Annotated in this window: 25 protein-coding genes and 1 riboswitch; of the genes, 7 read left to right on the plus strand and 18 right to left on the minus strand. The window is 63.6% G+C overall.

Features of this window, described 5'->3' with window-relative positions:
* The first annotated feature begins 35 nt into the window (after positions 1-35).
* The 3 genes from HCR76_RS13895 (at position 36) to HCR76_RS13905 (ending at position 2841) form a co-directional block, all read left to right on the plus strand.
* Positions 36-1853: a DEAD/DEAH box helicase gene (locus HCR76_RS13895; protein ID WP_166991652.1), complete on the plus strand. Its 1818-nt coding sequence runs from the start codon at positions 36-38 to the stop codon at positions 1851-1853.
* Positions 1854-1981: 128 nt separating this feature from the next.
* Positions 1982-2329, plus strand: coding sequence for an ArsR/SmtB family transcription factor (locus tag HCR76_RS13900; protein ID WP_166991655.1), 348 nt, complete (start codon positions 1982-1984; stop codon positions 2327-2329).
* Positions 2329-2841: an SRPBCC family protein gene (locus tag HCR76_RS13905; RefSeq protein WP_166991658.1), complete on the plus strand. Its 513-nt coding sequence runs from the start codon at positions 2329-2331 to the stop codon at positions 2839-2841. The genes HCR76_RS13900 and HCR76_RS13905 overlap by 1 nt, the downstream gene beginning before the upstream one ends.
* A gap of 111 nt (positions 2842-2952) precedes the next feature.
* Here the strand turns inward: HCR76_RS13905 and HCR76_RS13910 are convergent, their stop codons facing one another.
* From HCR76_RS13910 to HCR76_RS13955, 10 genes are all read right to left on the minus strand, one after another.
* Complete coding sequence (locus HCR76_RS13910) at positions 2953-4335, minus strand: LLM class flavin-dependent oxidoreductase (protein ID WP_166991661.1); 1383 nt, start codon at positions 4333-4335, stop codon at positions 2953-2955.
* 31 nt (positions 4336-4366) lie between these two features.
* On the minus strand, positions 4367-6076 hold the full coding sequence (locus HCR76_RS13915) for a dipeptide ABC transporter ATP-binding protein (protein ID WP_166991664.1): 1710 nt from the start codon (positions 6074-6076) through the stop codon (positions 4367-4369).
* Positions 6073-6924, minus strand: a complete 852-nt coding sequence (locus tag HCR76_RS13920) for an ABC transporter permease (protein WP_166991667.1) — start codon at positions 6922-6924, stop codon at positions 6073-6075. Before HCR76_RS13920 ends, HCR76_RS13915 begins: the two co-directional genes overlap by 4 nt.
* Positions 6921-7964: an ABC transporter permease gene (locus HCR76_RS13925; protein WP_166991670.1), complete on the minus strand. Its 1044-nt coding sequence runs from the start codon at positions 7962-7964 to the stop codon at positions 6921-6923. Before HCR76_RS13925 ends, HCR76_RS13920 begins: the two co-directional genes overlap by 4 nt.
* The gene (locus HCR76_RS13930) at positions 7942-9573 is read right to left on the minus strand and encodes an ABC transporter substrate-binding protein (protein ID WP_166991672.1); all 1632 of its coding nucleotides are present in this window, start codon (positions 9571-9573) and stop codon (positions 7942-7944) included. The genes HCR76_RS13925 and HCR76_RS13930 overlap by 23 nt, the downstream gene beginning before the upstream one ends.
* Positions 9574-9750: 177 nt before the next feature.
* Positions 9751-11256, minus strand: a complete 1506-nt coding sequence (locus tag HCR76_RS13935) for a carboxylesterase/lipase family protein (RefSeq protein WP_166991675.1) — start codon at positions 11254-11256, stop codon at positions 9751-9753.
* Positions 11253-11819, minus strand: a complete 567-nt coding sequence (locus HCR76_RS13940) for a DnaJ family domain-containing protein (RefSeq protein ID WP_166991676.1) — start codon at positions 11817-11819, stop codon at positions 11253-11255. Before HCR76_RS13940 ends, HCR76_RS13935 begins: the two co-directional genes overlap by 4 nt.
* Before the next feature lie 325 nt (positions 11820-12144).
* A complete protein-coding gene (locus tag HCR76_RS13945; protein ID WP_244971361.1) occupies positions 12145-13212 on the minus strand; it encodes an IS110 family RNA-guided transposase in 1068 nt (355 codons plus the stop codon).
* Between the two features lie 223 nt (positions 13213-13435).
* Positions 13436-14077, minus strand: a complete 642-nt coding sequence (locus HCR76_RS13950; RefSeq protein ID WP_166993207.1) for a transcriptional regulator — start codon at positions 14075-14077, stop codon at positions 13436-13438.
* Positions 14074-14463: an SANT/Myb-like DNA-binding domain-containing protein gene (locus HCR76_RS13955; protein WP_166993210.1), complete on the minus strand. Its 390-nt coding sequence runs from the start codon at positions 14461-14463 to the stop codon at positions 14074-14076. The genes HCR76_RS13950 and HCR76_RS13955 overlap by 4 nt, the downstream gene beginning before the upstream one ends.
* Positions 14464-14519: 56 nt before the next feature.
* Between HCR76_RS13955 and HCR76_RS13960 the strand changes: the two genes are divergently transcribed.
* From HCR76_RS13960 to HCR76_RS13970, 3 genes are all read left to right on the plus strand, one after another.
* Positions 14520-15689: a PEP/pyruvate-binding domain-containing protein gene (locus HCR76_RS13960; protein ID WP_166993212.1), complete on the plus strand. Its 1170-nt coding sequence runs from the start codon at positions 14520-14522 to the stop codon at positions 15687-15689.
* 15 nt (positions 15690-15704) lie between these two features.
* Positions 15705-16304 carry a histidine phosphatase family protein gene (locus HCR76_RS13965; protein WP_166993215.1) on the plus strand — a complete coding sequence of 200 codons (600 nt, stop codon included), beginning with the start codon at positions 15705-15707 and terminating at the stop codon, positions 16302-16304.
* Between the two features lie 331 nt (positions 16305-16635).
* On the plus strand, positions 16636-17499 hold the full coding sequence (locus tag HCR76_RS13970; protein WP_235934616.1) for an aggregation-promoting factor C-terminal-like domain-containing protein: 864 nt from the start codon (positions 16636-16638) through the stop codon (positions 17497-17499).
* Positions 17500-17508: 9 nt separating this feature from the next.
* Here HCR76_RS13970 and HCR76_RS13975 read toward each other — a convergent pair whose 3' ends face one another.
* From HCR76_RS13975 to HCR76_RS14000, 6 genes are all read right to left on the minus strand, one after another.
* The gene (locus HCR76_RS13975; RefSeq protein ID WP_235934614.1) at positions 17509-19026 is read right to left on the minus strand and encodes a deoxyguanosinetriphosphate triphosphohydrolase family protein; all 1518 of its coding nucleotides are present in this window, start codon (positions 19024-19026) and stop codon (positions 17509-17511) included.
* 23 nt (positions 19027-19049) lie between these two features.
* Positions 19050-20285 carry an RNA polymerase sigma factor gene (locus tag HCR76_RS13980; RefSeq protein ID WP_166993219.1) on the minus strand — a complete coding sequence of 412 codons (1236 nt, stop codon included), beginning with the start codon at positions 20283-20285 and terminating at the stop codon, positions 19050-19052.
* A 3-nt stretch (positions 20286-20288) separates the two neighbouring features.
* Positions 20289-20666: a YciI family protein gene (locus HCR76_RS13985; RefSeq protein WP_166993222.1), complete on the minus strand. Its 378-nt coding sequence runs from the start codon at positions 20664-20666 to the stop codon at positions 20289-20291.
* 137 nt (positions 20667-20803) lie between these two features.
* Positions 20804-21904 carry an AI-2E family transporter gene (locus tag HCR76_RS13990; RefSeq protein ID WP_166993225.1) on the minus strand — a complete coding sequence of 367 codons (1101 nt, stop codon included), beginning with the start codon at positions 21902-21904 and terminating at the stop codon, positions 20804-20806.
* Positions 21905-21946: 42 nt separating this feature from the next.
* Complete coding sequence (locus HCR76_RS13995) at positions 21947-22615, minus strand: NAD(P)H-hydrate epimerase (protein WP_166993227.1); 669 nt, start codon at positions 22613-22615, stop codon at positions 21947-21949.
* Positions 22616-22648: 33 nt separating this feature from the next.
* A complete protein-coding gene (locus HCR76_RS14000; RefSeq protein ID WP_166993229.1) occupies positions 22649-23200 on the minus strand; it encodes a hypothetical protein in 552 nt (183 codons plus the stop codon).
* A gap of 211 nt (positions 23201-23411) precedes the next feature.
* On the opposite strand from HCR76_RS14000, the gene HCR76_RS14005 reads away from it, so the two are divergent.
* Positions 23412-24152 carry an SDR family oxidoreductase gene (locus tag HCR76_RS14005; protein WP_166993231.1) on the plus strand — a complete coding sequence of 247 codons (741 nt, stop codon included), beginning with the start codon at positions 23412-23414 and terminating at the stop codon, positions 24150-24152.
* On the opposite strand, the gene HCR76_RS14010 is transcribed toward HCR76_RS14005, so the two are convergent.
* Both HCR76_RS14010 and HCR76_RS14015 read right to left on the minus strand, forming a co-directional pair.
* Positions 24143-24517: a DMT family transporter gene (locus tag HCR76_RS14010; protein ID WP_166993233.1), complete on the minus strand. Its 375-nt coding sequence runs from the start codon at positions 24515-24517 to the stop codon at positions 24143-24145. The two genes, HCR76_RS14005 and HCR76_RS14010, sit on opposite strands and share 10 nt — an antisense overlap.
* The gene (locus HCR76_RS14015; protein ID WP_166993235.1) at positions 24517-24831 is read right to left on the minus strand and encodes a DMT family transporter; all 315 of its coding nucleotides are present in this window, start codon (positions 24829-24831) and stop codon (positions 24517-24519) included. Before HCR76_RS14015 ends, HCR76_RS14010 begins: the two co-directional genes overlap by 1 nt.
* 15 nt (positions 24832-24846) lie before the next feature.
* A riboswitch (guanidine-III (ykkC-III) riboswitch) is annotated at positions 24847-24910 on the minus strand.
* Positions 24911-24952 lie beyond the last annotated feature (42 nt).

The following is a 24952-nucleotide window of genomic DNA, read 5'->3' on the forward strand; positions in this document are numbered from 1 at the left end:
GATACTGCGAGGTCAAGGCGAGTACCGTTGATTCAATGACTTCCTCAGACCCCGTAGCGCCCGCGGATGATACTGCCGCGCCCGCCCAGACGACGTTCGCCGATCTCGGGCTCAGCGATGCTGTGCTGAAGGCCGTGCGCGACGTCGGTTACGAGACACCGTCCGCCATTCAGGAAGCAACCATTCCGACGTTGCTCGGCGGCCGCGACGTCGTCGGCCTCGCTCAGACCGGCACGGGCAAGACAGCTGCCTTCGCCCTCCCCATCCTCTCTCGTCTCGACTCCGCCCAGAAGAAGCCTCAGGCACTCGTGCTCTCGCCGACGCGTGAGCTCGCCCTGCAGGTCTGCGAGTCGTTCGAGCAGTATGCCGCACACCTCAAGGGTGTTCACGTGCTTCCCGTCTACGGTGGCCAGGCCTACGGTGTGCAGCTGTCTGCGCTGCGCCGTGGCGTTCACGTTGTCGTCGGCACCCCCGGCCGCATCATGGACCACATTGCCAAGGGCACTCTCGACCTCTCCGAGCTCACGTACCTCGTGCTCGACGAGGCAGATGAGATGCTCAAGATGGGCTTCGCCGAAGACGTCGAGACGATTCTCGCCGAGACTCCTGTCGAGAAGCAGGTCGCCCTGTTTTCGGCGACGATGCCACCGCAGATTCGCCGCATTTCCAAGAAGTATCTGCGGGATGCTGAAGAGATCACCGTCAAGAGCAAGACGACGACCTCGGCCAACACCACCCAGCGGTACCTCATGGTCTCGTACCCCCAGAAGGTCGACGCGCTCACCCGCATCCTCGAGGTCGAGAACTTCGACGGCATGATCGTGTTCGTACGCACGAAGAACGAGACAGAGACCCTCGCTGAGAAGCTGCGGGCACGAGGCTACTCGGCAGCCGCCATCAGCGGGGATGTCGCACAGGCGCAGCGCGAACGCACCGTCGGACAGCTGAAATCGGGCAAGCTCGACATTCTCGTGGCAACCGACGTTGCCGCCCGCGGACTCGACGTCGATCGCATCAGCCACGTCGTCAACTTCGACATTCCCATCGACACCGAGTCATACGTGCACCGCATCGGCCGCACAGGCCGCGCCGGCCGCAGCGGAAGCGCGATCAGCTTTGTCACGCCGCGCGAACGCCGTCTGCTCGGCGCAATCGAGAAGGCGACGCGTCAGCCCCTCGAGCAGATGCAGCTGCCCAGCGTCGACGACATCAACGTCACGCGTCTCACGCGATTTGACGACGCCATCACCGCGGCGCTCAACCAGACAAAGCGCATCGACGCCTTCCGCGACATCATCGGTCACTACGTCGAGCACCATGATGTTCCCGAGGCCGACGTGTCAGCGGCCCTCGCCGTCGTTGCACAGGGCGAAACGCCATTGCTGCTCTCGGCTGAAGACGAAATGCGGCTCGCCCGCGACGATCGCAAGGCGAAGCAGAAGAACGTCGACGGCGCTGATCGCCGCAAGCGATCGTCAAAGTCGATGGCGCCGTACCGCATCGAGGTCGGCCGCCGTCAGCGCGTCGACCCACGGCAGATCGTTGGCGCTCTCGCGAACGAGGGCGGTTTGAGCCGTGAAGACTTCGGCGCGATCGACATTCGCCTCGACTTCTCTGTTGTCGAACTTCCCGCCGACCTCCCGAAGGACTTCTTCTCACGCGTGGCGAACACACGTGTCAGCGGTGTTCAGATCGACATCAAACCGGATCGTTTCGGCGGACCACGCAAGCGCGACGGTGGTCGCGGCGGGTCCCACGACCGCGCAGGCAAGCGTGGGTCACACGACCGCGGTGGAAAGCGCGACGGCGGCTGGAAAGACAACGACGGCGCTTCCCGCAAGCCCCGTCACTGACGAGGAGCCGCACGCAACGTCTGCGTTCCGTCCCCAATAGCCCGTCTCAGCAGCCGATGTGAGCGTTACTTCGACAGATCTCGAATATATGGTTGCATGTATATATGCTTTACCGTATGTTATAAACTATGACATCGACGGCCGTGCTGGAAGCCATCGTCGAACCAACTCGGCGCCAGATTCTGGACGCTGTGCGCGGTGGGGAGCGATCGGTCGGAGACCTCGTTGAGATCGTCGGCATGCACCAGCCCGGGGTCTCGCGCCACCTCAAAGTGCTTCGCGACGCTGGGCTCGTCGAGGTTCGGAGCGAAGCACAGCGACGGCTCTACCGCCTACGCCCTGAACCGCTGAAAGAGCTCGATGCCTGGCTCGAACCATATCGCGCTGCATGGTCGGGCCGACTCGATGCCTTAGAACGACACCTCGAACGCACATCAACACCGATCCGGAACACCAACACTGCGAAGGAGTACTGATGAATTCCTCACCCACTGGCGCGATCGAGCGCACACCCGATGGCGGCACAGTTCGCTTCGATCGTTTGCTCGCCTTCCCGATTGACGATGTCTGGTCGGCGATCACCCAGCCCGAACGCATCGCGGACTGGTGGCCGCCATTCGCCGCCGATATCACAGTGGACCTTCGTGAGGGCGGAAGAATCGTCTTCGATTGGCCGGACTCGGACTTCCCGACGCTTGAATTCACCATCACTCGGCTCATCGTGCCCACTCTGCTCGAGCATTCGCACACGAGCCCTGGCTCGTGGATGCGCTGGGAACTCGATGCCACCACAGACGGCACTCGTCTGCGTGCCACCTATTTCATCCCTGATATCGACATGGCTATCGAGCGCGGCGACCTCGTGGGACTGCACTATTCGCTTGATCGTCTCGAACCCGCGCTTGCCGGGCGGCCCAGCGCATGGGACACCGTAGCGTTCACGGAGTTGGCCGCTCGCTACGCGAAACCTGATTCCCATTCAGCTTAGGCCTATCGGGACTGGTCGACGGCTCGGTGTCGTGTGGCGACAGTGCCCGAGCCATGCGACTCAGACACTGCTGCACCATCTCGTCACGCCAGCGGGCGAGGCTCCCCGCGCCTAAACGCCGGCAGGCACCTCGCTGAACGCACCGCGGTAGCGTGCAGCCGGATGACGATCGTTGAGACGTGCCTGCCCGAACAACTTCTCGCGTAGCGTGCCCTCGGCATATTCGGTCTTCGCCAGGCCACGCGCACGCAACACGGGCAGCACCTTCTCGGCGAATTCCTCAAACGAGCCCGGGATCACCCAATTGATCACGTTGATGCCATCCACGCCCGCTGCCTGCCAGATCTCAAGCTCATCGGCGATCGACTCGGGCGTGCCGATGACGGCGCTGCCCCGCGTGCGCTGCAGCACGAGGTCGGCGACAACGGGCTCGCGGTCGGTGATGTAGCGGGAGATCCACTCGACGAACCCGCGCGCCGAGTTCGTCTGCACATCCTTCAATGGGGTCTCAGGAGGATACACACGCCCATCGGGATCGACAATCGCTGAGTGCGCCGCGTACCCCTCGACCGACACGTATTTAAAGTACTCATCGGCCTTCGCCTCGGCTTCTTCCTGCGTATCGCCGATGATGAAACTCAAGCCCTGGAAGAACTTGATGTCCTCCGGCCTCCTCCCGTACTCCACGGCGAGAGCCCGTGTTTCGTCGATCTGCTGTCGGGCGATCTCGGGGCTCGGAGCGATGATGAACGTCGCTTCGGCATTGCGAGCGGCAAACGTGCGCCCGGCGACAGACGACCCCGCCTGGTACAGCACCGGCGTGCGCTGAGGAGACGGCGACGGCAGATGCGGCCCTTCAACGCTGTACCGCTTGCTCTCGTGGTGAATCTTGTGCACCTTCGACACATCGGAGTACGCACCCGAGCGATCCTTCAGCAGAGCATCGTCATCCCACGAGCCCTCCCACAGCTTGTACGTCACATCGACGTATTCCTCAGCCCACTCGTACCGATCATCGTGGTCGACGAGCTTCTCGAGGCCGAAGTTGCGCGCACCGTTGTCTTGCATGCCCGTCACGATGTTCCAGGCGACGCGACCGCGCGTGATGTGGTCGAGAGTCGAGATCTGCCGGGCGAAGTGGAACGGGTGACTCTGCATCACGTTGGAGGTGAGCGCGAGCCCGATATGCGTCGTGTTTACGGCGAGCGCCGACAGCAGCACTGTCGGATCGTTGCTTGGAATCTGCAATCCCTCGTTCACGTACACGTCATACGGCGCATCGGCGTCGCCGTACAACCCGGTCACGTCGGCGAAGAACATGCCGTCGAACTTCGCCGCTTCCAGCAGCTTGGCGAGATTGATCCAGGTGTCGACGTCGTTGAACTCTGTCTGACCGGCATCCGGCCTGCGCCATTGGCCATGCTGAATGTGCGAGTTGGTGTTCATCACGAAAGCGTTGAAGAGAAGCGGTGTGGTCTGGTCGTTGTTGGTCATGATGGTGCTCCTTGCTTGGTAGGTCGCTAGGTCAGGCCGGGGTGGAAATCGGTGATGATTCCGGATGCTGTCGCTCGACGTTGCTCGTCGCGCCGACGAGCTGCGCGGTGTACTCGTGCGCCGGAGCTGTGAAGATCTGCTCGACCGAGCCATGCTCGACGACGCGGCCGTCTTTCATCACGAGCACCTCGTCGCTGACGTGGCTGATCACTCCGAGGTCATGTGAGATGAAGAGGTAGCTCAGCCCGAGCTGCTGCTTGAGGTCGTCGAGCAGATCGAGAATCTGCGCCTGCACCGAGACGTCGAGTGCCGACACCGCCTCATCGAGAACGAGGATCTGTGGCGACGGTGCAAGGGCGCGAGCAATGGCGATTCGCTGCCGCTGCCCGCCCGAGAGAGTGAGAGGAAAACGTTGCAGCACAGCATCCGTCAGCCCCACTTGCTGCACGAGTTCCCGTACTCGCCGACGGCGCTCGCCACGCGGAGTGTTGGTGGTGAGCGCGTCGAGCAGAATGCGCTCGGCATTCCATCGCGGATCGAACGAGCTCAGCGGGTCCTGGTACACAACCGAAATGCGCCGGCGTCGTGTGCAGCGCTTTCGCTCACTCACCCGAGACCAGGCCCGGCCGAGCAGTGTCACCTCACCGGCATCCGGTGCCGTCAACGCGAGCGCCATGTGCGCCGTCGTGCTCTTGCCCGAACCCGATTCCCCCACGATACCGAGCGTCTGGCCGCGCTCGAGTGTGAACGACACGTCATCGACCGCGGTGGCCACGGACCCATCGGGCCGAGGAAAGCGTTTGACGAGGCCGCTCGCCTGCAGCACGGGGCCCGCGTCGCTGTCATCATGGTGCGGATCCCGCTGCGCGACGACGGGCGTCACGTCGCTGAGTCGCGTGCCCCGCGAATGTGGTCCGGGAACAGCTGCGATGAGGCGCCGGGTGTAGGGATGCTGCGGATCGCCCAACACCTGGTCCGCCGTACCGACCTCGACGATGCGTCCGTCTGTCATGACCGCGATCTGATCGGCGAGCTCGGCGACGACGGAGAGGTCGTGGCTGATCAGAATCTGCGAGACGCCTCGGCGCTTCGTGTCGGCGAGGAGCGCGAGCACCTGCGCCTGCACAGTCACGTCGAGAGCCGTCGTCGGTTCGTCGGCGATGATGATCTCGGGGTCGAGCGCAAGCGCCGACGCAATGAGCGCGCGCTGACGAAGCCCGCCCGACAGCTCGTCTGGGCGCTGCTTCGCACGCTGTTCAGGCTGCGGCACGCCGACGGCATCGAGCAGCTCGACTGCTTTGCGCCGACGATCGGCGTGCCGGCCCCAGCCGTGCAGCTTGAGCGCTTCTTCGATCTCCGCTCCGACGGGGCGGAGCGGGTCGAGCGACACGAGGGCGTCTTGCAAAATGAACCCAATGCGGCGCCCGCGCAGGCCACGCCACTGCTTCTCGCTCGTCTGGGCGAGGTTCTGGTCGCCGAGAGTGAGCTCGTCTGCATCGATGTGCGCACCGGCACCGGTCAGCCCCACGAGCGTGCGCGCCGTCACCGATTTGCCCGAGCCCGACTCCCCCACGATCGCGAGGCATTCCCCACGACGCAGCTCAAACGACACGTCGTGCACAACCTGGTGCCGCTCGCCGCCACGCGGGAACGACACGTTGAGACCGCGAGCGCGCAGCACAACGTCGGACGGGGCGGGTGTGGGGGCCACAGCATCCGGAGCAACAATCGTGTTTGTCATTTCTCTCCCCGTTCAAGTGCGCGCTGAATGTGCTGGCCAATTGTCGTTGCGGAGATCGCGAGAACAACGATCACGAGCCCCGGAACGACGGTGAGCCACGGTGCGTGGGTGATGTAGAGCCGTCCCGCGTCAAGCAGCGCGCCCCATTCCGGCGACGGCGGCGCCACGCCGAGCCCGAGGAACGACAGGCTCGATGCCCACACGATCGACTGCCCGATCGACATGGTGATAACGGCGACGAGCGGACGCACGGCGTTGGGAATGATGTGCCGCGAGAGAATGCGGGTGCGGGAGTGCCCGAGCGCCGTCGCTGCTTCAACGTATCCGGAGTTCTTCGCGGTGAGGATCTGCGCTCGAATCATGCGTGCGTAGCCCGGTGCCGTGCCGATCGCGACGGCAAACACCTGCGAGATCGCCGATGGCCCGAGAACCGACACAAGAAGAAGCGCGAGAAGCAGCGTCGGAAACGCAAACTGAATCTCGATGATGCGCGCGGCGACGGCACCGATCACACGCCCGCCAAGGGACGCCGCCGCTCCCAGAATGAGCGCGAGCGTCATGCTCACCGCCGTGGCGCCGACTCCGATCAGCAGCGACTCTCGCGCCCCGAAGACGACGCGGCTGTACAGGTCGCGACCCTGCTCGTCTGTGCCGAACCAGTGTGCGGCGCCTGGCTGTTGAAGCGCCTGGTCGAGTGCGAGAGCAAACGGGTCGTGCGTGGCCAGCACCTGCGGTGCGATGAGCGCCACGACGAAGAACGCGGTCACGGCGAGCGCTGCATACAGGCCGAGAGGATGCTGTCGCCTACCGGCCTTCGGTGCTACCTCCGGTGTCAGAACGACGGTCATGATGCCTTCAATCTCGGGTCAATGAGTGTGTAGATCACGTCGACAATCAGGTTCGCCACCACGTACAGCGCGGCGATGAGCACGACGACGCCGGTGACGATGGGAAGGTCTTGCGCGTTCACGGCAGTGATGAGCACCGTGCCGATTCCCTGACGTGAGTACAGGGACTCCACGACGACAGCGCCAGAGATCGTTGCTCCAAGCGCCCACCCCGACAGTGTGATGGCGGGAAGCACCGAATGCCTCAGCACGTGCTGCACGCGCACGCCGATATCACCCATGCCGCGCATGCGCGCGGACACGATGAACGGCTGGTCAAGCGTGTGCTCGAACTCGGATCGTGTTGCCTGCCCCATGAATCCGGCGAGCGGAATTGCGAGTGTCAGTGCCGGCAGAAACAGCCCCGCCGGGCTCGATCCGCTGATCACCGGAAACCAGCCGAGGCCGAGCGAGAAGACGACGAGAAGGATGATACCGAGCCAGTAGTGCGGCAGTCCGGCTGCGGTGGTATCGACGACGGCGCCCAAGGCGCGCAGCTTCGGTCTGTGCCCCGCGGTGAGCGTCACCCAGACCACCATGATCACCCAGGCGAGCAGAATCGCCGTGAACGTGAGAATCAGCGTGGGGCCGAGCTGCTCGATGATGACGTCGCTCACGGGCCGGTACTGCTGGTACGACATTCCGAGAGTTCCCGAGACGAGCGCGCGCAGGTAGTCAACGTATTGCACGAGCACGGGCTGCAACAGGCCGTACTGCTCATTGATTTGCGCGAGTTCCTCAGGCGTGCGCTCGATGGCCTGACCGGCACGGATGTTGTAGATCACCGTCGCGCGGTCGCCGGGAAGCGCCAGCTGAGCGAGGAACGCAACGGTAGCAGCGCCGAAGAGTGTGATGGCTGCGCCGACGAGTTTGCCGACGATGCGCCGGATCAGCGTGCCGCGATTCGCTCGACGGCGAGCGCTGCCCGCAGCGGCATCCGCGTCGATTCTGACCTGCTCTGGTGTGACCTGCTCAGCTTCAGGCGACGAAATATGCGTCATGGAAGACCGGTCCTCCCTGTGAGTGCTCCTGCCAGACGTCCTTGACGAATGGCGAGATGGCGAGAGTGCTCAACCGGTCGTACAGCCCGATCGAGAGCGCGTGATCGGCGATGTACTCCTGCGCCTGCTGGTACAGCGTGTTCTGCTCGTCGATGTCTGCTGCCGAGTTGGCGCGCAGAATAAGCTCTTCGAGCTCTGGCGAGTTGTAGAACGCCGCGTTGTTGCCGTTGGGGCTCTCGTCAGTGTCGGCGCGCCAATTGATCCAGAGGATGCCGGCGGTCACACTCGTCCAGTACCCCGCAGCAATGTCGCGTTCGTCAGACTGCGTGTAGGCACCGGCGAAGTGCTCGCTCGGCGGAACGGGGATGAGCGTCACGTCGAACCCAGCCTGCTTCGCCTGCTCGGCGACGCCCTGCAAGATCGAGCCGCCTTCGGCGTTGAACGTCGTGCCTGCTCCGTACGGCAGGGTCACCTCGAGTGGCTTACCGTCTTTCTCGCGAACCCCGTCGGCGTTTGTCGTGCTCCAGCCGGCTTCGTCAAGCAGACTCTTCGCCTTCTTGAGGTCGAACGTGTACTGTTCAGCCGCCTTCTGGCTATAGCCCGGGGTCGCTTGGCTCACCGCGCCGTTTCCCTCGTAGGGAATCACGCCGAGGCCGATGGTCTCGACGAGGCTCTCGCGGTCGAGACTGTAGGTGAATGCCTTGCGCACCTTCTCGTCGGTGAACGGCCCTTCGCGAGTGTTGAACGCAAGCTGCTGCGGGCGGCCCGGCGTCACGTACTTCTGCAGGTTGAAACCGCCCAGCTCCAGTGTCGTCCAGTCGACAGAAGGAACGTCGTAGATCGCATCGACCTCGTCGCTCTTCAGTGCCGCAGACCGCGTCGTGCCGTCGGGAACGAAGCGCCAATCGACGGTCTCGACGATCGCCGGGCCCTCGTGCTTCGCGTTCGCCGGCCACGATGTGTAGTCGTCGTTGCGCTCGAGAATGATGTTCTCACCGCGGGTCCACGACGCCACAGTGAACGCACCGCTGCCGATGGGCTGCTCGCAGTTCTGCTCATCTGTGCGGGTTTCGAGAGCCTCCTGCGATTGAATGCCGAAGTAGCCCTGAGCGAGCGTCTCGGGCAGCCGCGGGTATGGCGTGGAGAGGTGGATGGCGAGTGTTGTGTCGTCCACGGCTTCTGCCGACGAGAAGTAGCCCTCGAGCCAGACCTTCGCCGTGCTGTTTCCTCCCGCAAGCCAGTAGTCGAAGTTGTAGGCGACGGCGGATGCTGTCAACGCGCTGCCGTCCGTGAACGCGACGTCCTCCTTGAGATCAAACGTCCAGTCGAGCCCGTCGTCTGACACCTCCCACGAATCGGCGAGCCAGGGCACGGCCTCGCCGTTCTCGTCGAGCGACGTGATGCTGTCGAGCACCTGATAGCTCAGATACGCCTGTTCGATCCAGCCGCCAAACACGCATTGCGGTTCCTGCTGATGCGCGTAGACGAGAGTTCCCCCGGCAACCGGCTCGGCATCATCAGCTGTGGAGGCGCCAGCCGCGCACGACGTGAGCATCATCATCGCGGCAACGCTGACGGCGAGTGCGGCGACATTTCTGTTTCGTGGCATAACGAACCCCATGGGTGACAAGGCGGATGCCGCATGTGCGGCGTGGTCGAGTCACGAACTTACGGGGTGATCACGGCATCGACAGAGCACCCGTTGTCACAGTTCGTAGTGTGACCGGTGCGCGCGGTCACATGACGTCATCTACACCGCTGCCGTGGCTGCGCGGGTGCCGTTCGTCTAGAGTGCGCGCTTCTCGAGAGCAATGAGCTCACGTTCACGGTCGAAGATGCGCTCGGTGCGTGGTGCCCGATCAACGCGCCAGCCACGGCGCTCACCGTCCGCATCGTAATCTGGCCAAGGTGCGTTTCCGTCTGCGATGAACTGCACCCACGCAGCATGCATCGCGTCGGCGACTTCCTGTGGAGGATGAGCTCCAGTGCTAGCCTCGACGTTCTCGCCACCGAGGCAGTCCCACACGAACGGCAGTTCCATGCAGTGCCCTGTCAGCTGGTTGAGCGCAGACGGAAGCCTGAAGTCGTAGGCGTACACGGAACCCGTCTTCGCAGCGAGCACCCGAGCCGTTGTGAAGCGAAACACGGCGTCGGTCGCCGCGCTTCCGAGCATCCGTCGCGAGCGCCCGGGCGTGACCCTCGCATAGTGTCGTGCGCTGCGCCCGAGTCCCACGAGGCGCAGGGCGAGCGTGCGGGGCATCAGGTCGAGCGCCGCGGGCTCCCCGAGAACCACTGCGTCTGTCTCGTTGGCGTTCGCGCCGATCAGTAGCGGCTTGTCCGCTCCGGTCCCCCGAGCGAGAGCATCGTCGATTGCGTACGGAATCAGCTCGCCGTCGGCAACCGGCGTCCACGACATTGAACTGCCCCCACGCATGAGCCGCCGCAGCCACGCAAGCGTCATGCCTCGCTTTTGGGAGGTCTGCTGCGCCTCGAAGACGTCTCGCTCGGGAATCTCTGCGAACGCGTCGCGCGTCGCTGCGATTTTCAGCAGCGTCGCTACCCGCGATGTGCTGATCGCCACCTCGGAACGCTCCCCCGTGCTCCACCCGGGCGATTCGGCGATCACCCGGGCGAACAACGGCTGTGCGCTGGGCATGGACAGCAGGGTCAGAACGGCTGTGCCGCCCGCACTCTGGCCGCCGATCGTCACGCGGTCGGGGTCGCCTCCGAATGCACGGATGTTGTCGCGCACCCAGTGCAGCGCCAGCATCCAATCGTGTACTGCGCGGTTGTCCGGGGCACCGTCGATCACCCCGAAGCCGTCGAGCCCGATGCGATACGACACCGAGACGACAATGACGCCGTCTCGGGGAAATGTGCCGGCCGCGTACCACGGCGAAGAAGGAGACCCGGTCGTGAATCCGCCGCCATGAATCCATACGAGCACGGGCAACGACGTCTCCGGGCGGATGCTCGGAGTGAACACGTTGACGGTCAGTGTCTCGTCTCCTGGGTAGGAGGGCTCGGGTATGAGAGTGATTCCTGCCATGTAGTCGCGCAGCGGGGTAGCCCCATAGCGCGTGGCGTCACGCACTCCGTCCCAGGCTTCGTGGGCGACAGGCAGCGCAAATCGTCGCTCACCAACCGGGGCTTCCGCGTAGGGGATGCCGAGAAACGCGAGTTGGTGCGGGCCGAGCTGTGCTCCACGAACGGTACCGGCGGTGGTCTGCACGACGGCACCGTCGTCAGGCTCAGGAGCGTTCGTTTTCGCTGTGCTCGGCGTCGACGTCATGCCTCTTGCTTACCACGCCCGCGATTCCACCACCGACGACGACGAGCCTGCGGCGCCGTGGGTTCGGTTGTCTCCGCGGGTTTCCGCGCGGCACGTCGTTCTTCCCACGCGGTCACCTCGGCATCAATGTCGCGGGTCGGCGTGACGACGGGCGGACCACCGTGAAGCTGCCTTCGTGCTTCGCGCACTCGCTGATTGAAATCCGTGAGGTACTCGCGCACCCGGGACTCTGAGAGAAGTTCGTCGAGCGTCTCTTCGAGGCGCTCGTGCTCTTTGCGCAGCTGGAAAACCGGTGGGGCGAAGCCAGTCAGACCCTCAGACTCGACCTTCTGTTTGATCCACCAGTCGGGGTCGCGCGGCTTGTCTATCCCTTTGAGCGGCTTGCCCGCTCCGGGCAGGTTGTCGAACTCACCGCGGCGCCTGGCCAGCTCAATCGCTGTCTCGACGGCGGCCCAGCGCTCCTCTTCAGTATTCCACTGGGGAGGTCCGCCGCCGCTGCCTGACCCCTCAGCCTCGTCGGGCGCCGCATGTCGTGGGGCGGTGCGCTTGGCCTGATCGTTCATGACGTTTCCTCCACTACTGATATGTAGGTGTTTTTGTCAAGGGGGCAGAGTGAAACGGTCCCGGGAAGTGTAGGGCTTGTCCGGGACCGTTTCTGCTGGCATCTGGCGGAGTGGGGTCTGACGTGTCTTTCGACGTTAACACGGTCAAACTGATATGCGCAGGTTGGTTACTGCAGGGCGAAGCGTGCGATGGTGGAGCGGTGCCGCAGGTCTAGAGATCGAGCGTCGCCCGTCAGTGCTGATGGGCTGTTCATAATAGTAGAGCGGGTCATTCCACACGTGTTCGCAGACCTCACGGCCGTCGTGGTGTCAGCGGTCTGGGGTGTCAGTCAGTCATGATCGCGAGTGACCAGCACCAGCCGGAGAGTTCTCTGGCGATCGCGACGTTGGCGATTGTTGCCTTCTTTCGTCGGGCTACGAATTTCTCCCACTGCTTGTGGAGTCGTTCGTTTCCGGCTTGTCCGCGTAGTCGGGCTTCCTGTGAGGCATTTTGCTGTCGGAGCGTCAGTGCTGAGGTCGGTTGCTGTCGGAGCTGTTTGCGGTGGTGCCAGGCGGCCTCGACGAGGAGTCTGCGGGCATGGGAATTGCCGGTCTTGGTGATACCGCCGAGTCTGCGTGAAGTTCCTGACGAGTATTCCGACGGGGTGAGTCCGAGATAGGTGCCAATTGTTTTCCCGGTGAATCTGTCCCAATCGGCGATCTCAACGGCAAGCGCGAGACTAGTGAGCGCACCCATGCCACGCAGGCAACCCAACCGGGTCACCACAGGTGCGAATTCAGAAGCATCAGCCATTCTTTCAATTTCGGCATCGAGTCGGTCTCTGCGGGCAAGGACTTGCGCAACGGCTTCGTAGGATGCATCGAACGCGTATTGGTAAGCGATTGTGCCTGCGCGATGCTCCCGGATCCACACGTCGTGCTTGCGAGTCCATGTGCCACCTCCGTCGTAAACATGCCCGTGACGAAGAAGCAGTTTTGAGAGACGATGGCGTGAGGCCATGAGGTCATGGCGGCAGTCTTCCCGCGCCCGGACAAGATCGCGTGCAGTCTCCTCGTCAATAGTGGGGACACGCACGGGGGTGATCTGTCCAAGCTGGAGGAGATGCGCCAAATGCAGAGCATCATTCTTATCGGTTTTGACACGGTCACCTGGCGGACGCTGCAACTTCGATGGGGCGGCGATCACGCACGCGATGCCAGCACCTGTGAGGCGACGGGAGAGATCATAGCCTGTCGGGCCGGCCTCGTAAGTGGTGAGAGCCGGTACTGCGAGACCACGGACCCAATCGATCACCGCGGCCGGATCATAGGGAAACTTCTTCCAGGTAACTTCACCGGTATCGCTGTGAATTGCTTGCGCGACGATGGACCTGGCGTGCACGTCCAAACCCACGTGAGTACGATAGATGTTCAACTGGGGCCTCCAAGATCGACTGAGGAAGACCAACCCCGTCAAGGCTCCAGCACCTATGCTGGAGCCCCGCAAATGGCACGGCTGGTAAACCTCGATCATGCGATCTGGGGCCTCAGCCTTGTCAAGAGGTAGCCACAGTCATATCGTCTAGGCTATGCGGCCGCGACACGACAGAAAAGGCACGACGATTCATCCGGTGCCATCACGTTTCGACATTCCTGTCGATGCCGAGGGTGGCGATGAGGTCTTCGTGCAGCTCGAACCACACGCGATGGCATGAGTCGACCGCCGTGCCGTCCACCCACTCATGCTCACCGCGCCGCGCACGGCGCAGTGCCGCGGCATAGCGAACGTCGTACCCGCCGAAGCGGCTCAGAATGCTCTCGAGGTTCTCGCTGATCGACGTGAGTTCGTGCTCAATCTCACCCAGCTCACGAAGCACACGTGCGTCCCACTCGAGATCTGTGTGATCATTCGATGCGAGACGCCCGTCTGATGCGGGTCGAAGCTGCCAGTTCGTGCACGCGGTCAGCAACGTCGCGTTGACCGGAAGGAAGTCGCTATAGACGCGCTTCAGCCGATGCTCACCGTCCACCCTCGCTAGCTCCTCCGTCAGCCGTCGCTCGTTCTCTCGCCGTCCGCGGTCCGTCAGCGACCAGCCCGAGAGACCAGCGAAGCTCGCGAACGTCACCCATCCGCAAGCCTCGGCGTCCCCGAGCGCTTCATCGACGGCGTCACTCGAGAGCCCCCACCGTCGTGCGACAGCATCCGAATTGGCAAATCCGAGAATGCGCACCCCGTGCAGTGCCAGAGCCAGACTCACAGAGGCGTCGTCGTCTGTCATGGGGCATCCTGTCGCTCGGCAAGCCGGGTGAAGTGCTGCTGGCATGCTTGCGGAGATTTGAATCCCATGGCCGACGCGATCTGGGCCCAGGTGAGTCCCGCGCTCCGGGCTGCGAACAGTAAACCGGTTTCGATGCCCTCGACCTCGGCGCGCACCGCTGGCACGAGAGCAAGAGCGTCGACGAGCTCGCTCGGCTCAGCATCCATCGACTGCCACAGCGCAAACTGGGTCAGATCGACAGCAGACGGCGGCACGGATGCTGGTCGCCATGGCTGCTCAGAAATACGGCCGTCTGCGCGCGACAATAGACGGCCGCGAGCGCGCTCTTCGCGACGAGCCTGCGCATGAACGTCGTTCGCTGCCTGCGGGTCGGGGTTGCATGTCATGGCTCCATCGTGCAGTATCAACATTACGTTGTCAACATTTTATTGAAAGGTGATGAATGCTTCAGGAGCTGCGCTGTGCAGACGTCGCGACCAGCGGCGCGAAGGCTGCCGCGCTCGGCACGATGCTTCGCGCCGGACTACCGGTTCCCGACGGCTTCGTCCTCACATTCGACGCGTACCGTCTCGCAGCTGCTGGATCATTCCCCCGTGCGCTCCGCCACGAGATCCAGGGCGCTTACTCGGATCGTGGCTGGCCCATTGTTGCCGTGCGGTCCTCGGCCTCGGGCGAAGATACGGTTCGGGCGTCGGCGGCGGGCGCCCACGAGAGCATGCTCGGCATCGACGGCGCTGAGGCGCTTCTTGCAGCGATTCGCCGGTGTTGGAATTCCCTGCGCTCCGCACGCGCCGTCGCGTACAGACAGGTGGCCGAGCTCGGCGGCGCGTCCGATGACTCCGCAATGGCGGTCATCGTGCAAGAGATGGTTGACGCTGATGCATCCGGTGTGATGTTCACCTCGCCCTCGCCAGGTGGCGCCACTCTCATCGAGTCGTCGTGGGGCCTCGGCCCGAGCGTCGTCGAAGGTCGCATCACGCCAGATAGCTTTCGCGTTACCGACGACGGCACGATCGACCGACGGCTCGGAAGCAAGAGGTCGCGCCTTGACGCGAGCACGGGAGGTCTCACGTCTCGCGTCGTTGACGAGCCTCAGCGCGGGTCTCCGTCGCTCGACGACGAGCAGGTGTCGACGCTCGTGCGTCTTGGGTCTGAGATCGGCGTTCTACTCGGGGGTGCGCAAGACATCGAGTGGGCAATGGCTGGCGAGAAAGCCTGGATTCTGCAGGCACGACCAGTCACCGCTGCTGTGCCGTCGCCAGTGGAGCATGCCGAGAGAACAACGGCGGCATTGGCCGGAGCTGCCGCAAGCACAGGCACTGCATCTGGGGTGGCACGCATCGTCCGCGGACCACAGGACTTCTCGCGGGTGGCACGTGGAGACATTCTGATCTGCCCCAGCACCGACCCCAGCTGGACTCCCCTGCTGCGTGTCGCCGGGGGTGTCGTCACCGAGCGCGGCGGGCCTCTCGCGCACGCTGCGATCGTGGCGCGCGAGCTCGGCATCCCCGCTGTTCTTGGCGTCACCAACGCGACGTCGCGGCTCACCGATGGGTCACTCGTCTCGATCGACGGTGATCTCGGCACGGTTACCGAACGACGACCGACATAGCGCAAGGAGCATCACATGGCCGTTCGACACCTATACATCGCCCGCCACGGAGCCGCCGACGCCTTCGGCGAGCTCACAAGCGCCGGGCAAAGGCAGGCGAATCTGCTTGGAGAGCGCCTCGCACGGCTGCCGATCAACACCGTGTGGCACTCACCCCTGCCACGCGCGGCAGATACCGCCCTGACGATCGCCCGGCACGTTGCGTCCGCTCCACTCATCAAGGCACAGGAACTCATCGACCACGTTCCCTGGGTTCCACCGAACGACGAGATGCCATCGACAATGCGCGGATTCTTCGACGGCTTCGGCCGTGACGACGCCGCCGAAGGTCACCGGATCGCGACCACACTCATTGAGAAGTTCGCCGCCGCCCCCGCGGCGGGCGACGACACTCACGAGGTGCTCATTACCCACGATTACCCCATCGCCTGGCTGCTGCGTCACGCGCTTGAGACCCCTCCCATTCGCTGGTTCGGCATCAGCAGCGCCAATGCAGCCCTCACGGTCATCGAGTTCCGCCCCGAGCATGCGGCAACGCTCGTCATGTTCAACGACATGTCACATCTGCCTGTGGAGCTGAGGTGGACGGGCTTTCCTCCACGTATCCGCCCGTAGGATGCATATTTGTCGAGAGCAGAAAACGCCCATTCCCAGTGGATTCTGAGGCGCCAGAAGGCACAACGAGCCCTCTTTGGGTAGACGAGAGGATGCCGCCGGCCGACGATCGGCGTCATGGCAGGCGAGGCGACGGGTCACAGCATCCGCATGTCGCCGGTTCTCGCTGCGCCATGAGCCACCCACAGCGGTGACTCATGACTTGTTTACCCAGGTTGCGGTAGGAAAGCACTCAGATTCATGGTCGAGGCTCGGCCTTCGTGCCCGGAAGCGCGCCCTCGCGGCCTGGCACCCCGAAACCCGAACCCTGACCTGACACCCGTGAGGCTGAATGACATCCCCCGAACTCGAAGCTGCCGATAACGACGCAGATCTGACCCCCTTCCCCCGACGCAACCACCTGGCGCGAATGCGCCGAGCGCGAAACAAGCGGCGCGCCCGCGTCGGAGCCGGTGCGGCTCTGGCTCTCGCCCTCACGGTGAGCGGAACAGGAATCGCGGCGAGCTGGGCCGCTCCGACGGTTGACGAAGATCCCCTCGTCGCGTCCGCGGCATCCGTCGCTCAGGCCAGCGATGAGCTGCGAGCCGAGCAGACAGCTCAGCAGAGCGCGAAGGAGGCGCTCGACAGCGCAACCGCCGTGCTCGACGACGCAGACGACGCTGTCGACACCGACGACCTCTCGACGTTTGTCGGCCGCCTGGCTGACTACCGCACACTCACCCCGACGTTCACTCTGAACCTCGTGAAGCAGACCGAGGCCGAGACGGCATCCGTGTCGGAAGACGACGCTGCCGTCAAGAAGCAGAAGGCTGAAGAAGCCGAGAAGCGGGCTGCCGAGAAAGCAGAGCGTGAGGCAGAAGAGGCGAAGAAGCGGGCAGCCGCCAACACACCGGAAGGCGCAAAGGCCGTTGCCAAGACCATGGCATCCGAAGAGCATGGTTGGGGCGAAGGCGAGTTTAGTTGCCTGGTCTCACTGTGGAACAAGGAATCCGGCTGGTCGTATACGGCATCGAACCCGTCAAGTGGCGCCTACGGCATTCCACAGGCGCTTCCGGGAAGCAAGATGAGCAGCGTCGCCGCCGATTGGGAGACCAACGCCACTACACAGATCACCTGGGGGCTGAAGTACATCGCTGACGTCTACGGGTCACCGTGCTCGGCATGGGGCCACTCCCAGTCAACCGGCTGGTATTGACGTCGCAGACTACAGTCCGCGGCCCGCTTCCCACGGACCGTCGGAGGTTCCCGTAATGAGCGCGTTCACCGACATGGCCTGCGCGTCGGTGAACGACGCGATGTAGTCGACGATGGCGCGCGAGCGTCCGAGCCGCGCAACCTCGGCTGACCCGCCGTGCTCGAACAGCTCGGGGCGCTCATCGCGCAGCGCCTTGTACTCGCTCGTCGCGGCCTCCACCGAGTCGAGTAGCCGCCGTGGAGCTCGCCCCGCGTCGTCTGGGTCGTTCAGCCAGGCGTGAAAACCTTCGGCCAGCGAGGCGATGATGCGGGTCTGCCCGCGCTGATACACCGCGAGATCTGAGCGATCGAGCACGAAGCGGGAGTGCACGAACTTGAGAACGATCACGTCGTGCCACGCTTCGTCGGCAAGCCGCACATGTCCGCTGCGGATTGTCGGAGTGCGTTCGACGGCGATCGATGATTTGAGCCTGTCGATCCAGCGCCGGGTGAAGCCGGTCACCGCACGATCTGCCTCAAGTCCGCCGTCATAGGGGACGGCAAGCAGTCCGTCGACGAGGTCATTCGCAACACGCTCCACCGAGGCGCGGAAGGCCTCAGCATCCGCAATCCACGGGTCTTTCTCTTCAATTCGCCGCCAGGCGAGTTCGAGAGCATGCCCAGGGCTTCGCGGGTCGAGTTCGGAATCGTCGGATGCCGCAAGGGCTGCACGCGCCTCAAGCCACGCCCTCAACTCCGCGGACACTGCTGTGTACTGCAGAATTCCCGCGCGGTAAAAATCGTCAAGATCATGCACGGCATAGGCGATGTCGTCGGCGATGTCCATGACTGAGCATTCGAGCGTCTGCTGATGCCCCGCGATCGCTGGAAAAACCTTCAGCACGTCACGCATCTCGTCACCCTCGATGTCGTACGCCGAGAACTTCTGCGCCCCGATGGCGAGTGCTGTGCCGACGCCGCGCGGCATCTGCTCGGGCGGCCTGCTGGGAATCGCCCGCCACTCGCTGCGCGTCCACGGGTACTTCAGCACCGCGGCACGAACTGCACGAGTGAGATTGAGTCCGCGTGCTGTCGCATCACAGCTGTCAAGAGCCGTCAGAATGCGAAAGGTCTGCGCGTTGCCTTCGAAGCCGTCGGGCAGCCCGAGCGTGTCACGCGCGACGCGGTCGAGCTCCTGTTCGCCCAGATGGCCGAATGGTGGGTGGCCGAGATCGTGGGCCGCAGCTGCCGCCTGCACGACAACAGGATCGCAGCCGCCGAGGTCGCGCACGAGCTGCTGAGTTGCTTCGTCAGCCGTCCGCAACCCGATGGCGATGGAACGGGCGACCGCCGACACCTTCAGCGAGTGCGTGAGCCTATTGTGAATCACCGTGCCCGATCCGGCCTGCGGGATCACCTGTGTTACAGCAGAGAGGCGGGAGAAGTACGGTGAGAACCTGATCCGTTCAATGTCGACGCGAAATTCGTCTTCGCCCTCGCGCAGCTGCTCAGAAATCGCCCGCTCGCGTCCGCCGTCGGTATGCGTCATCTGCCTCGTCACCATAGTGCGGTTCAGCCTAGCGCGCGTGCGCGTTGACGAAGGTAGGCGCGAAGTGATGCCTCCGTCGTGAGAGAGATGGCTTTGTCATACGCGGCACGAGCGTCGATTGCTCGTTCGAGACGCTCGAGCAGCTGGGCGCGCAGCGCCCACGCTGGTTGGAATCGGTCGGCACCCTGAATTCCATCGAGTCGCACGAGTGCCTTCGCCGGCCCCTCCTTGTCTGCAACAACGGCGGCGAGCGCTACCCGAGAACCGATAGTCGGCGCCACCTCGACAAGGGCCGTGAGAAGTGTGGCCAGCGCCGCTGAATCGACGCGTCCCGTTCGCGCGCGATCACAGTGGGCTGACTCGATCGCAGCCTCGAGCTGAAACCGCCCAATGCGCCGAAAAGCGGCGGCACGATGGATGTACTCTTCACCCCGCCGAATGAGGTCGGCATCCCACGTGCGAGTGTCCTGCTCATCGAGCGGAACGAAGACATCGTTTACCACGCGAGCGTCAAGGCGAGAAAGCGAGAAGCACAGAACCGCTGCGAGGCCGAGGGCCTCGGGCTCGTCGGGAAGCAGGGTGGCAATCAGCACGGCCAAATGCAAGGCTTCGCCCGAGAGCGAGATGGCGAGCGTCTCACCGGAGACGAACTGCCAGTCGATCGCGTAGCTCGCGTACACCGCCTCTAATACCGCATCCAGGCGGTCGGGCATGTCACCGCGTCCGGGTAAGACCAGCGGAATTCGCGCGTCTTTGATCTTTCTTTTTGCCCTGACCAGCCGCTGAGCGAGCGTTGGCGTGGGGACGGCGAATGCTCGGGCGATATCCGCCGCGTCGATGCCGAGGACGACCTGGAGCATCAACGGCGCCCGCACCGCGCGATCGATCGCCGGATGAGCACAGGCGAACAGAAGCTCAAGGCGGCGGTCGGGGATTTCCTCTGAGTCTGGTTCGGGCGCGACAGCAGGGTGAGTAGCCAGTTCCATTTCTTCAAGAGGAACAGATGTGCGCACTGCTGCGGAGCGAAAGCCGTCTCGCAGTCGGTTGCGAGCAACGGTCAGGAGCCAGCCTGCCGGATTTCCCGGCACCCCCGTCTCGGGCCACACTCGCAGTGCCCGCTCCAGTGCATCAGAGAGGGCATCCTCAGCGGCGGGGATGTTTCCGGTTCCTGAGGCGAGAACTGAGATGAGGCGACCGTACGATTCGCGCACGGTGCGCCGAGCTGTCTCGGCGGCACCGTGCGCGTTATCGTTTTTCACGTGTCACCCGGCTGGCTGCCACACGCCTTCGCTCACGACGAGCTGGGCGGGGCGAATCTCGATGGTTCCGTAGGCAGCTCCGGGACATTTCTCTGCCCACGCCATCGCTGCGTCGATGTCGGGAACGTCGATCGAGAATATGCCAGCGAGCTTCTCTTTGGTGTCGGCGAATGGGCCGTCTTGCACGCGCATCTTTCCCTCACGCACTTTCACGATCGATGCGGCAGTTGACGGGTGAAGAATGGCTGCGTCAGCAAGCACGCCGGCGTCAGTCAGCTCGCGAACGAAACGTTCGAAGCCGGCCTCCGCATCGGCCCATGACTCGGCAGGAACGTCTTCTCGCCTGACCTCTTCATTGTGCAGAATGAGCGCGTAACGCATGTGTGTCTCCTTTTTCTCAGGTCGTGAGCGACGCGTTGTCGCTCTCACCCCAATGACGATCGACCGCCTCGTCAATCGACACATTCTGAAAAGTACTCCGAGATTCATGCTCATGCAGCACCGCGAGCACCTCGGAGCTAGACGCGCGCATCCTGCTGCGGAATCCAGATCTGTTTGATGATGAGCAGAATGGATGCCGTCACGGGCACTGCGATGAGCGCGCCGAGCAACCCGAGCAGCGTGCCGCCGACGAGGGCGCCGATGACAACGAGTGACCCGGGGATCGACACGGCTCTGTTCATCACACGCGGGGTGAGCACGTATGCTTCGAGCTGCATGTATACGAGATAGGCCACGGCGAAGATGAGCGCATCCACCGGGTCAGCGAACAGGGCGAGAATCGATCCGATCGCCCAGAACAGCACAGAACCCACGAGCGGGATCAGCGTCAGCAGGAACGCAGCCGCCATCATCAGCGGGGGAAACGGCAGTCCGAGCACGAAATACAGGATGCCAGTGAAGATCGCGTTGAAGAATGCGAGCGTCACCATTCCCGCCGTGTAGCCGCCGATCGCGTCGGTGATCTGCTCGGTCATGTCAGCGAGCCGCGGTCGGTTGCGAGCGGGCGCTAGCTGATACATCGACGATTTGATGGTCGGTAGCGACGCTACGAAGTAGAGCGTCAGCACCAGCACAATGATTGCCCCGGAGATGCCGGTGGCGACGGAGACACCGACCTTGAGCGCGCCGCCGCCGATGGCGGCGATGTTCGCTGGGTCGGCGACGAACGTCTGAAGGTCACCGAGCAGACCCTCGAGGCCCGGCCCGAATATGCCCTCGAGAGTATGAAAGAGGCCTGAGCTGGAGAAGTCGTCGATGAGGGTAGGCACCGATGTGGCAAACAAAGCGATCTGACCGACAAGAATCGGAATGGCGAAGCCGAGAATCGCGCCGAGAACGATGAAGACGCCCACAAACACGATGACGATCGCCCACGGCCGTGAGATGCCGCGGCGGGAGCACCATTTCACGGCGGGCTCAATTGCCAGAGCCAGAAAGACCGCGAACAGCAGGTAGATGAACACTGTGGAAAGGTTCGACACGGCAAGCCCGAGTGCAACGGCGAGCAGCACGCCGACCGTTGTGAGAAATCCAGTGCGCAACGGGCGGGCAAGAACGATGGAACGCAGGCGGGGCAATTCGCTCTCAGCCGCCGACGCGTGACGTTGACGTCTCATGAGGGTCACACTATGGGACGACGTCCGCGACGGCGATGTGCCTCACCGAACGTCGGCAATCCGCTCCAGTCGGCTGCCAAGCCCGATATCGGCGATGACGAGACGCCCGACGTAGTGTGCCGCTGGTTCACGCAGCATCCCGACCTTTGCCGCCCCGAATGTGACTGTCAGGTCGGCGGGCAGCACGCAGGGATCGGCGACCTCGCCGGTGTCCGGATGGATGCCGCTGGGCAGGTCGCACGCGACGATGACCGGATGCCGCGGCTCGCCGAATTGCGACAGCATCCGTTCGACGGTCTCTCGCGCCGAGCTGCGCAGGGCGCTGCCGTTTGCGCCGGTGCCGAGGATGGCGTCGACGATTACGTCGTAGTCGTTTGCGTCGATGCTCGCTGCATCGACCAGTCGTGCTCCAGCTTCGACCGCTGCAACGAAGCCTGCCTCGTGCACGCGCTCGGAGGTGCGCACGATGTCGACGACGAGGCCATGCTCGGCGACCGTTGCTCCGGCGAAGAGCGCGTCGCCACCGTTGTTGCCGGAACCGACCACGAGAAGCACTCGGTGTGCTGCGGCATCCGACCCGACCCGCCGTTCACGCGCGACAGCGACGATCTCGTCGGCGAGCGCCGCCGCGGCACGCTGCATGAGCGGAACGCCAGCCTCGAGCAGCGGCCGCTCGGCCTCCCGCACGTGCGCTGCTGTGTACGCTTTCATGCTCGTCACGATAGTGCGAACGGCATCGACGCTCTAGAGGTAGTCGCTGTGCGATGCCTCGCAGATCGACGAGTCCGCCAGCTCGCGCCACATGAGCGCAGCCGCTGGTGCGCCATCGTCTGCCGTCTTCGACGTCACGTCGCCCATGATGCGCTTGGCAAGAAGTGACTTGTCTTCGCAATCGGTGCAGTCGATCACCGTCGAGCTGATCTCGATGCCGTGTGAGCTACCGGCCAGCATGTGCAGTTTCTCGGCGAGCGTCTCGTAGATCGGAAGCACCCGAGACGAGCGCGCGGCGCCGCCCTTGATCACAACATAGACGTGGGCGTCTCCCTCGAGGAGCGCGCACGAGCTGTCGATCTGCTGCTCGATGCGGCGCAGCGAACGCTTCACCTCGCGCACTCGGTCACACCCAGACAAGTCGACGCCGACAATCAGCGCCCTCGCGGCGTCCTCACCTTCACGGTGCAGAACGAACTCCTCAAACTCGCGGGTCAGAACGCCGCGCCCGGAGGCTACGACATCAAGTTCTGTCAGGCAGTCAAGATAATCACCACGTCGCAGAACGACGGACGATGCACTCACTTCTGTGCTCCCTTTCGTGGGGCCCGCGCTGTGCGGGTGCCGGTCGGGTCGACCGGGCTTTGTCGGAATGAACGCGGAATGGATGCTGCATCTCACAAAGCCGCATTGCACACCTCCCGTTTTCAAGCCGCCGACCAATATAGCCCCCTGTACCGCATTTGTCAGCCCCACACCTCTAGCCGGAATCGCTGCTCTTCGAGACAATGGTGAGATGAGCGAAATTCTGGTGACTGGAGGCACGGGAACCCTCGGCGTTCCCACGGTGAACGCACTGCGCAAAGGCGGGCATTCCGTGCGGGTTCTGAGCCGCCAATCCGGGCCAGAGCAGGTGACGGGCGATCTGCTCACGGGCGCAGGTCTCGGCGACGCGCTGAGCGGCGTCGACACAGTTGTCCACCTCGCGACATCGGCAAATGCGAAGGACGTGGATGCCGCCGAGCGACTGCTCGATGAGGCGGAACACTCCGGTGTGACGCACATCATCTACATGTCAATTGTCGGCATCGAGAGCATCCCCCTCCCCTACTATCGGGCGAAGCTCGATGTCGAACGGCTGCTTGAGGCGTCGCCTGTTCCACACACGATTCTGCGAGCCACGCAGTTTCACGACCTTCTGACAATGATCTTCGCGTACCAGAAGCGGCTGCCGTGGGTCTTCGTACCGCGCTTCGGCGCGCAGCCGATCGCCGTCGACGACGTGGCCGTTCGCCTTGCGGAGTTGGCGGCCGCTGAGCCGGCGGGACGCGTTGCCGATATCGGCGGGCCCGAGAAGCTCAGCGCCGAGCAGATGGCGCGTCAGTGGAAGGCCGCCGCGCACTCGACGAAGCGCATCGTCTCGATACGTCTGCCCGGCGCGATCGTGCGCGCTCTGCGTGAGCGTAAGAACATGGTTCCCGGCCCTCGGTACGGAACGCAGACGTATGCCGACTATCTGGCGCGGCGCTACGGCTGAGCGGCATCCTCTTCGCCGAAATTCTCTGGCACACGTTTCGACTTCGCGGGAGTCACGAGCGCGAGGCCGACAACGCAGGCGACAATCCCTGCAAGGAACACCACCTTCAGAATCGACGCGGGCTCGACATCGGTTGCCATCGCCCAGGTCACGGTGAGCGCGGCTCCGATTCCGGTCCACACCGCATAGGCGACGCTCACGGGCAGCCCTTTCATCGCGTAGCCGAGACCGAGCATGCTCGCGGTGAGAGCGAGCACAAACACGATCGATGGCGCAAGGCGTGACAGACCGTTGGAATCTCCGAGAGCTGTCGCCCACACGGCCTCAAGCACGGAGCTTGCGAGCAGAACAATCCAGTACCGCATCAGCTCACCACCTTGATTCCGACAACGCAGGCTACGAGACCGGCGAGCAGCAGTACACGTGCGACAGTTGCGCGCTCCTTGCGTGTAGCGATCGCCCACACAGTGGTGAGCACGGCACCCATTCCCACCCAAACCGCATACGCGGTTCCCGTCGGGATGAACGCCATCGCGTAAGCGAGACCGGCCATGCTCACGCACATGGACACGACGAAGACAACGCTGGGCCAGAGTTTCTTGAGCCCGTTCGATGCTGATAGCGCACTGGCCCACACGGCCTCAAGTGCGCCCGAGAGAATCAGGACCACCCATGCCACGACAATTCACCTTCCGTGGTCAGTCTTGTCGCTGTGCGGGTACTGCGCCCTCGTCCGCAGGCTCGTCTTGAACCTTGATTTCTATCTTATCCGCCTCGGCTGGGCAGTTCTGGAGCACATG

Origin of the sequence: Paramicrobacterium chengjingii (assembly GCF_011751765.2) — a bacterium.
Taxonomy (GTDB): Bacteria; Actinomycetota; Actinomycetes; order Actinomycetales; family Microbacteriaceae; genus Paramicrobacterium; species Paramicrobacterium chengjingii.

Bases quoted from the DNA above. Each gene is read 5' to 3' on its own strand.
- HCR76_RS13895 (WP_166991652.1), top strand. From the start codon at position 36: ATGACTTCCTCAGACCCCGTAGCGCCCGCGGATGATACTGCCGCGCCC.
- HCR76_RS13900 (WP_166991655.1), top strand. From the start codon at position 1,982: ATGACATCGACGGCCGTGCTGGAAGCCATCGTCGAACCAACTCGGCGC.
- HCR76_RS13905 (WP_166991658.1), top strand. From the start codon at position 2,329: ATGAATTCCTCACCCACTGGCGCGATCGAGCGCACACCCGATGGCGGC.
- HCR76_RS13910 (WP_166991661.1), bottom strand. From the start codon at position 4,335: ATGACCAACAACGACCAGACCACACCGCTTCTCTTCAACGCTTTCGTG.
- HCR76_RS13915 (WP_166991664.1), bottom strand. From the start codon at position 6,076: ATGACAAACACGATTGTTGCTCCGGATGCTGTGGCCCCCACACCCGCC.
- HCR76_RS13920 (WP_166991667.1), bottom strand. From the start codon at position 6,924: ATGACCGTCGTTCTGACACCGGAGGTAGCACCGAAGGCCGGTAGGCGA.
- HCR76_RS13925 (WP_166991670.1), bottom strand. From the start codon at position 7,964: ATGACGCATATTTCGTCGCCTGAAGCTGAGCAGGTCACACCAGAGCAG.
- HCR76_RS13930 (WP_166991672.1), bottom strand. From the start codon at position 9,573: ATGCCACGAAACAGAAATGTCGCCGCACTCGCCGTCAGCGTTGCCGCG.
- HCR76_RS13935 (WP_166991675.1), bottom strand. From the start codon at position 11,256: ATGACGTCGACGCCGAGCACAGCGAAAACGAACGCTCCTGAGCCTGAC.
- HCR76_RS13940 (WP_166991676.1), bottom strand. From the start codon at position 11,819: ATGAACGATCAGGCCAAGCGCACCGCCCCACGACATGCGGCGCCCGAC.
- HCR76_RS13950 (WP_166993207.1), bottom strand. From the start codon at position 14,077: ATGACAGACGACGACGCCTCTGTGAGTCTGGCTCTGGCACTGCACGGG.
- HCR76_RS13955 (WP_166993210.1), bottom strand. From the start codon at position 14,463: ATGACATGCAACCCCGACCCGCAGGCAGCGAACGACGTTCATGCGCAG.
- HCR76_RS13960 (WP_166993212.1), top strand. From the start codon at position 14,520: ATGCTTCAGGAGCTGCGCTGTGCAGACGTCGCGACCAGCGGCGCGAAG.
- HCR76_RS13965 (WP_166993215.1), top strand. From the start codon at position 15,705: ATGGCCGTTCGACACCTATACATCGCCCGCCACGGAGCCGCCGACGCC.
- HCR76_RS13970 (WP_235934616.1), top strand. From the start codon at position 16,636: ATGACATCCCCCGAACTCGAAGCTGCCGATAACGACGCAGATCTGACC.
- HCR76_RS13975 (WP_235934614.1), bottom strand. From the start codon at position 19,026: ATGACGCATACCGACGGCGGACGCGAGCGGGCGATTTCTGAGCAGCTG.
- HCR76_RS13985 (WP_166993222.1), bottom strand. From the start codon at position 20,666: ATGCGTTACGCGCTCATTCTGCACAATGAAGAGGTCAGGCGAGAAGAC.
- HCR76_RS13990 (WP_166993225.1), bottom strand. From the start codon at position 21,904: ATGAGACGTCAACGTCACGCGTCGGCGGCTGAGAGCGAATTGCCCCGC.
- HCR76_RS13995 (WP_166993227.1), bottom strand. From the start codon at position 22,615: ATGAAAGCGTACACAGCAGCGCACGTGCGGGAGGCCGAGCGGCCGCTG.
- HCR76_RS14005 (WP_166993231.1), top strand. From the start codon at position 23,412: ATGAGCGAAATTCTGGTGACTGGAGGCACGGGAACCCTCGGCGTTCCC.
- HCR76_RS14010 (WP_166993233.1), bottom strand. From the start codon at position 24,517: ATGCGGTACTGGATTGTTCTGCTCGCAAGCTCCGTGCTTGAGGCCGTG.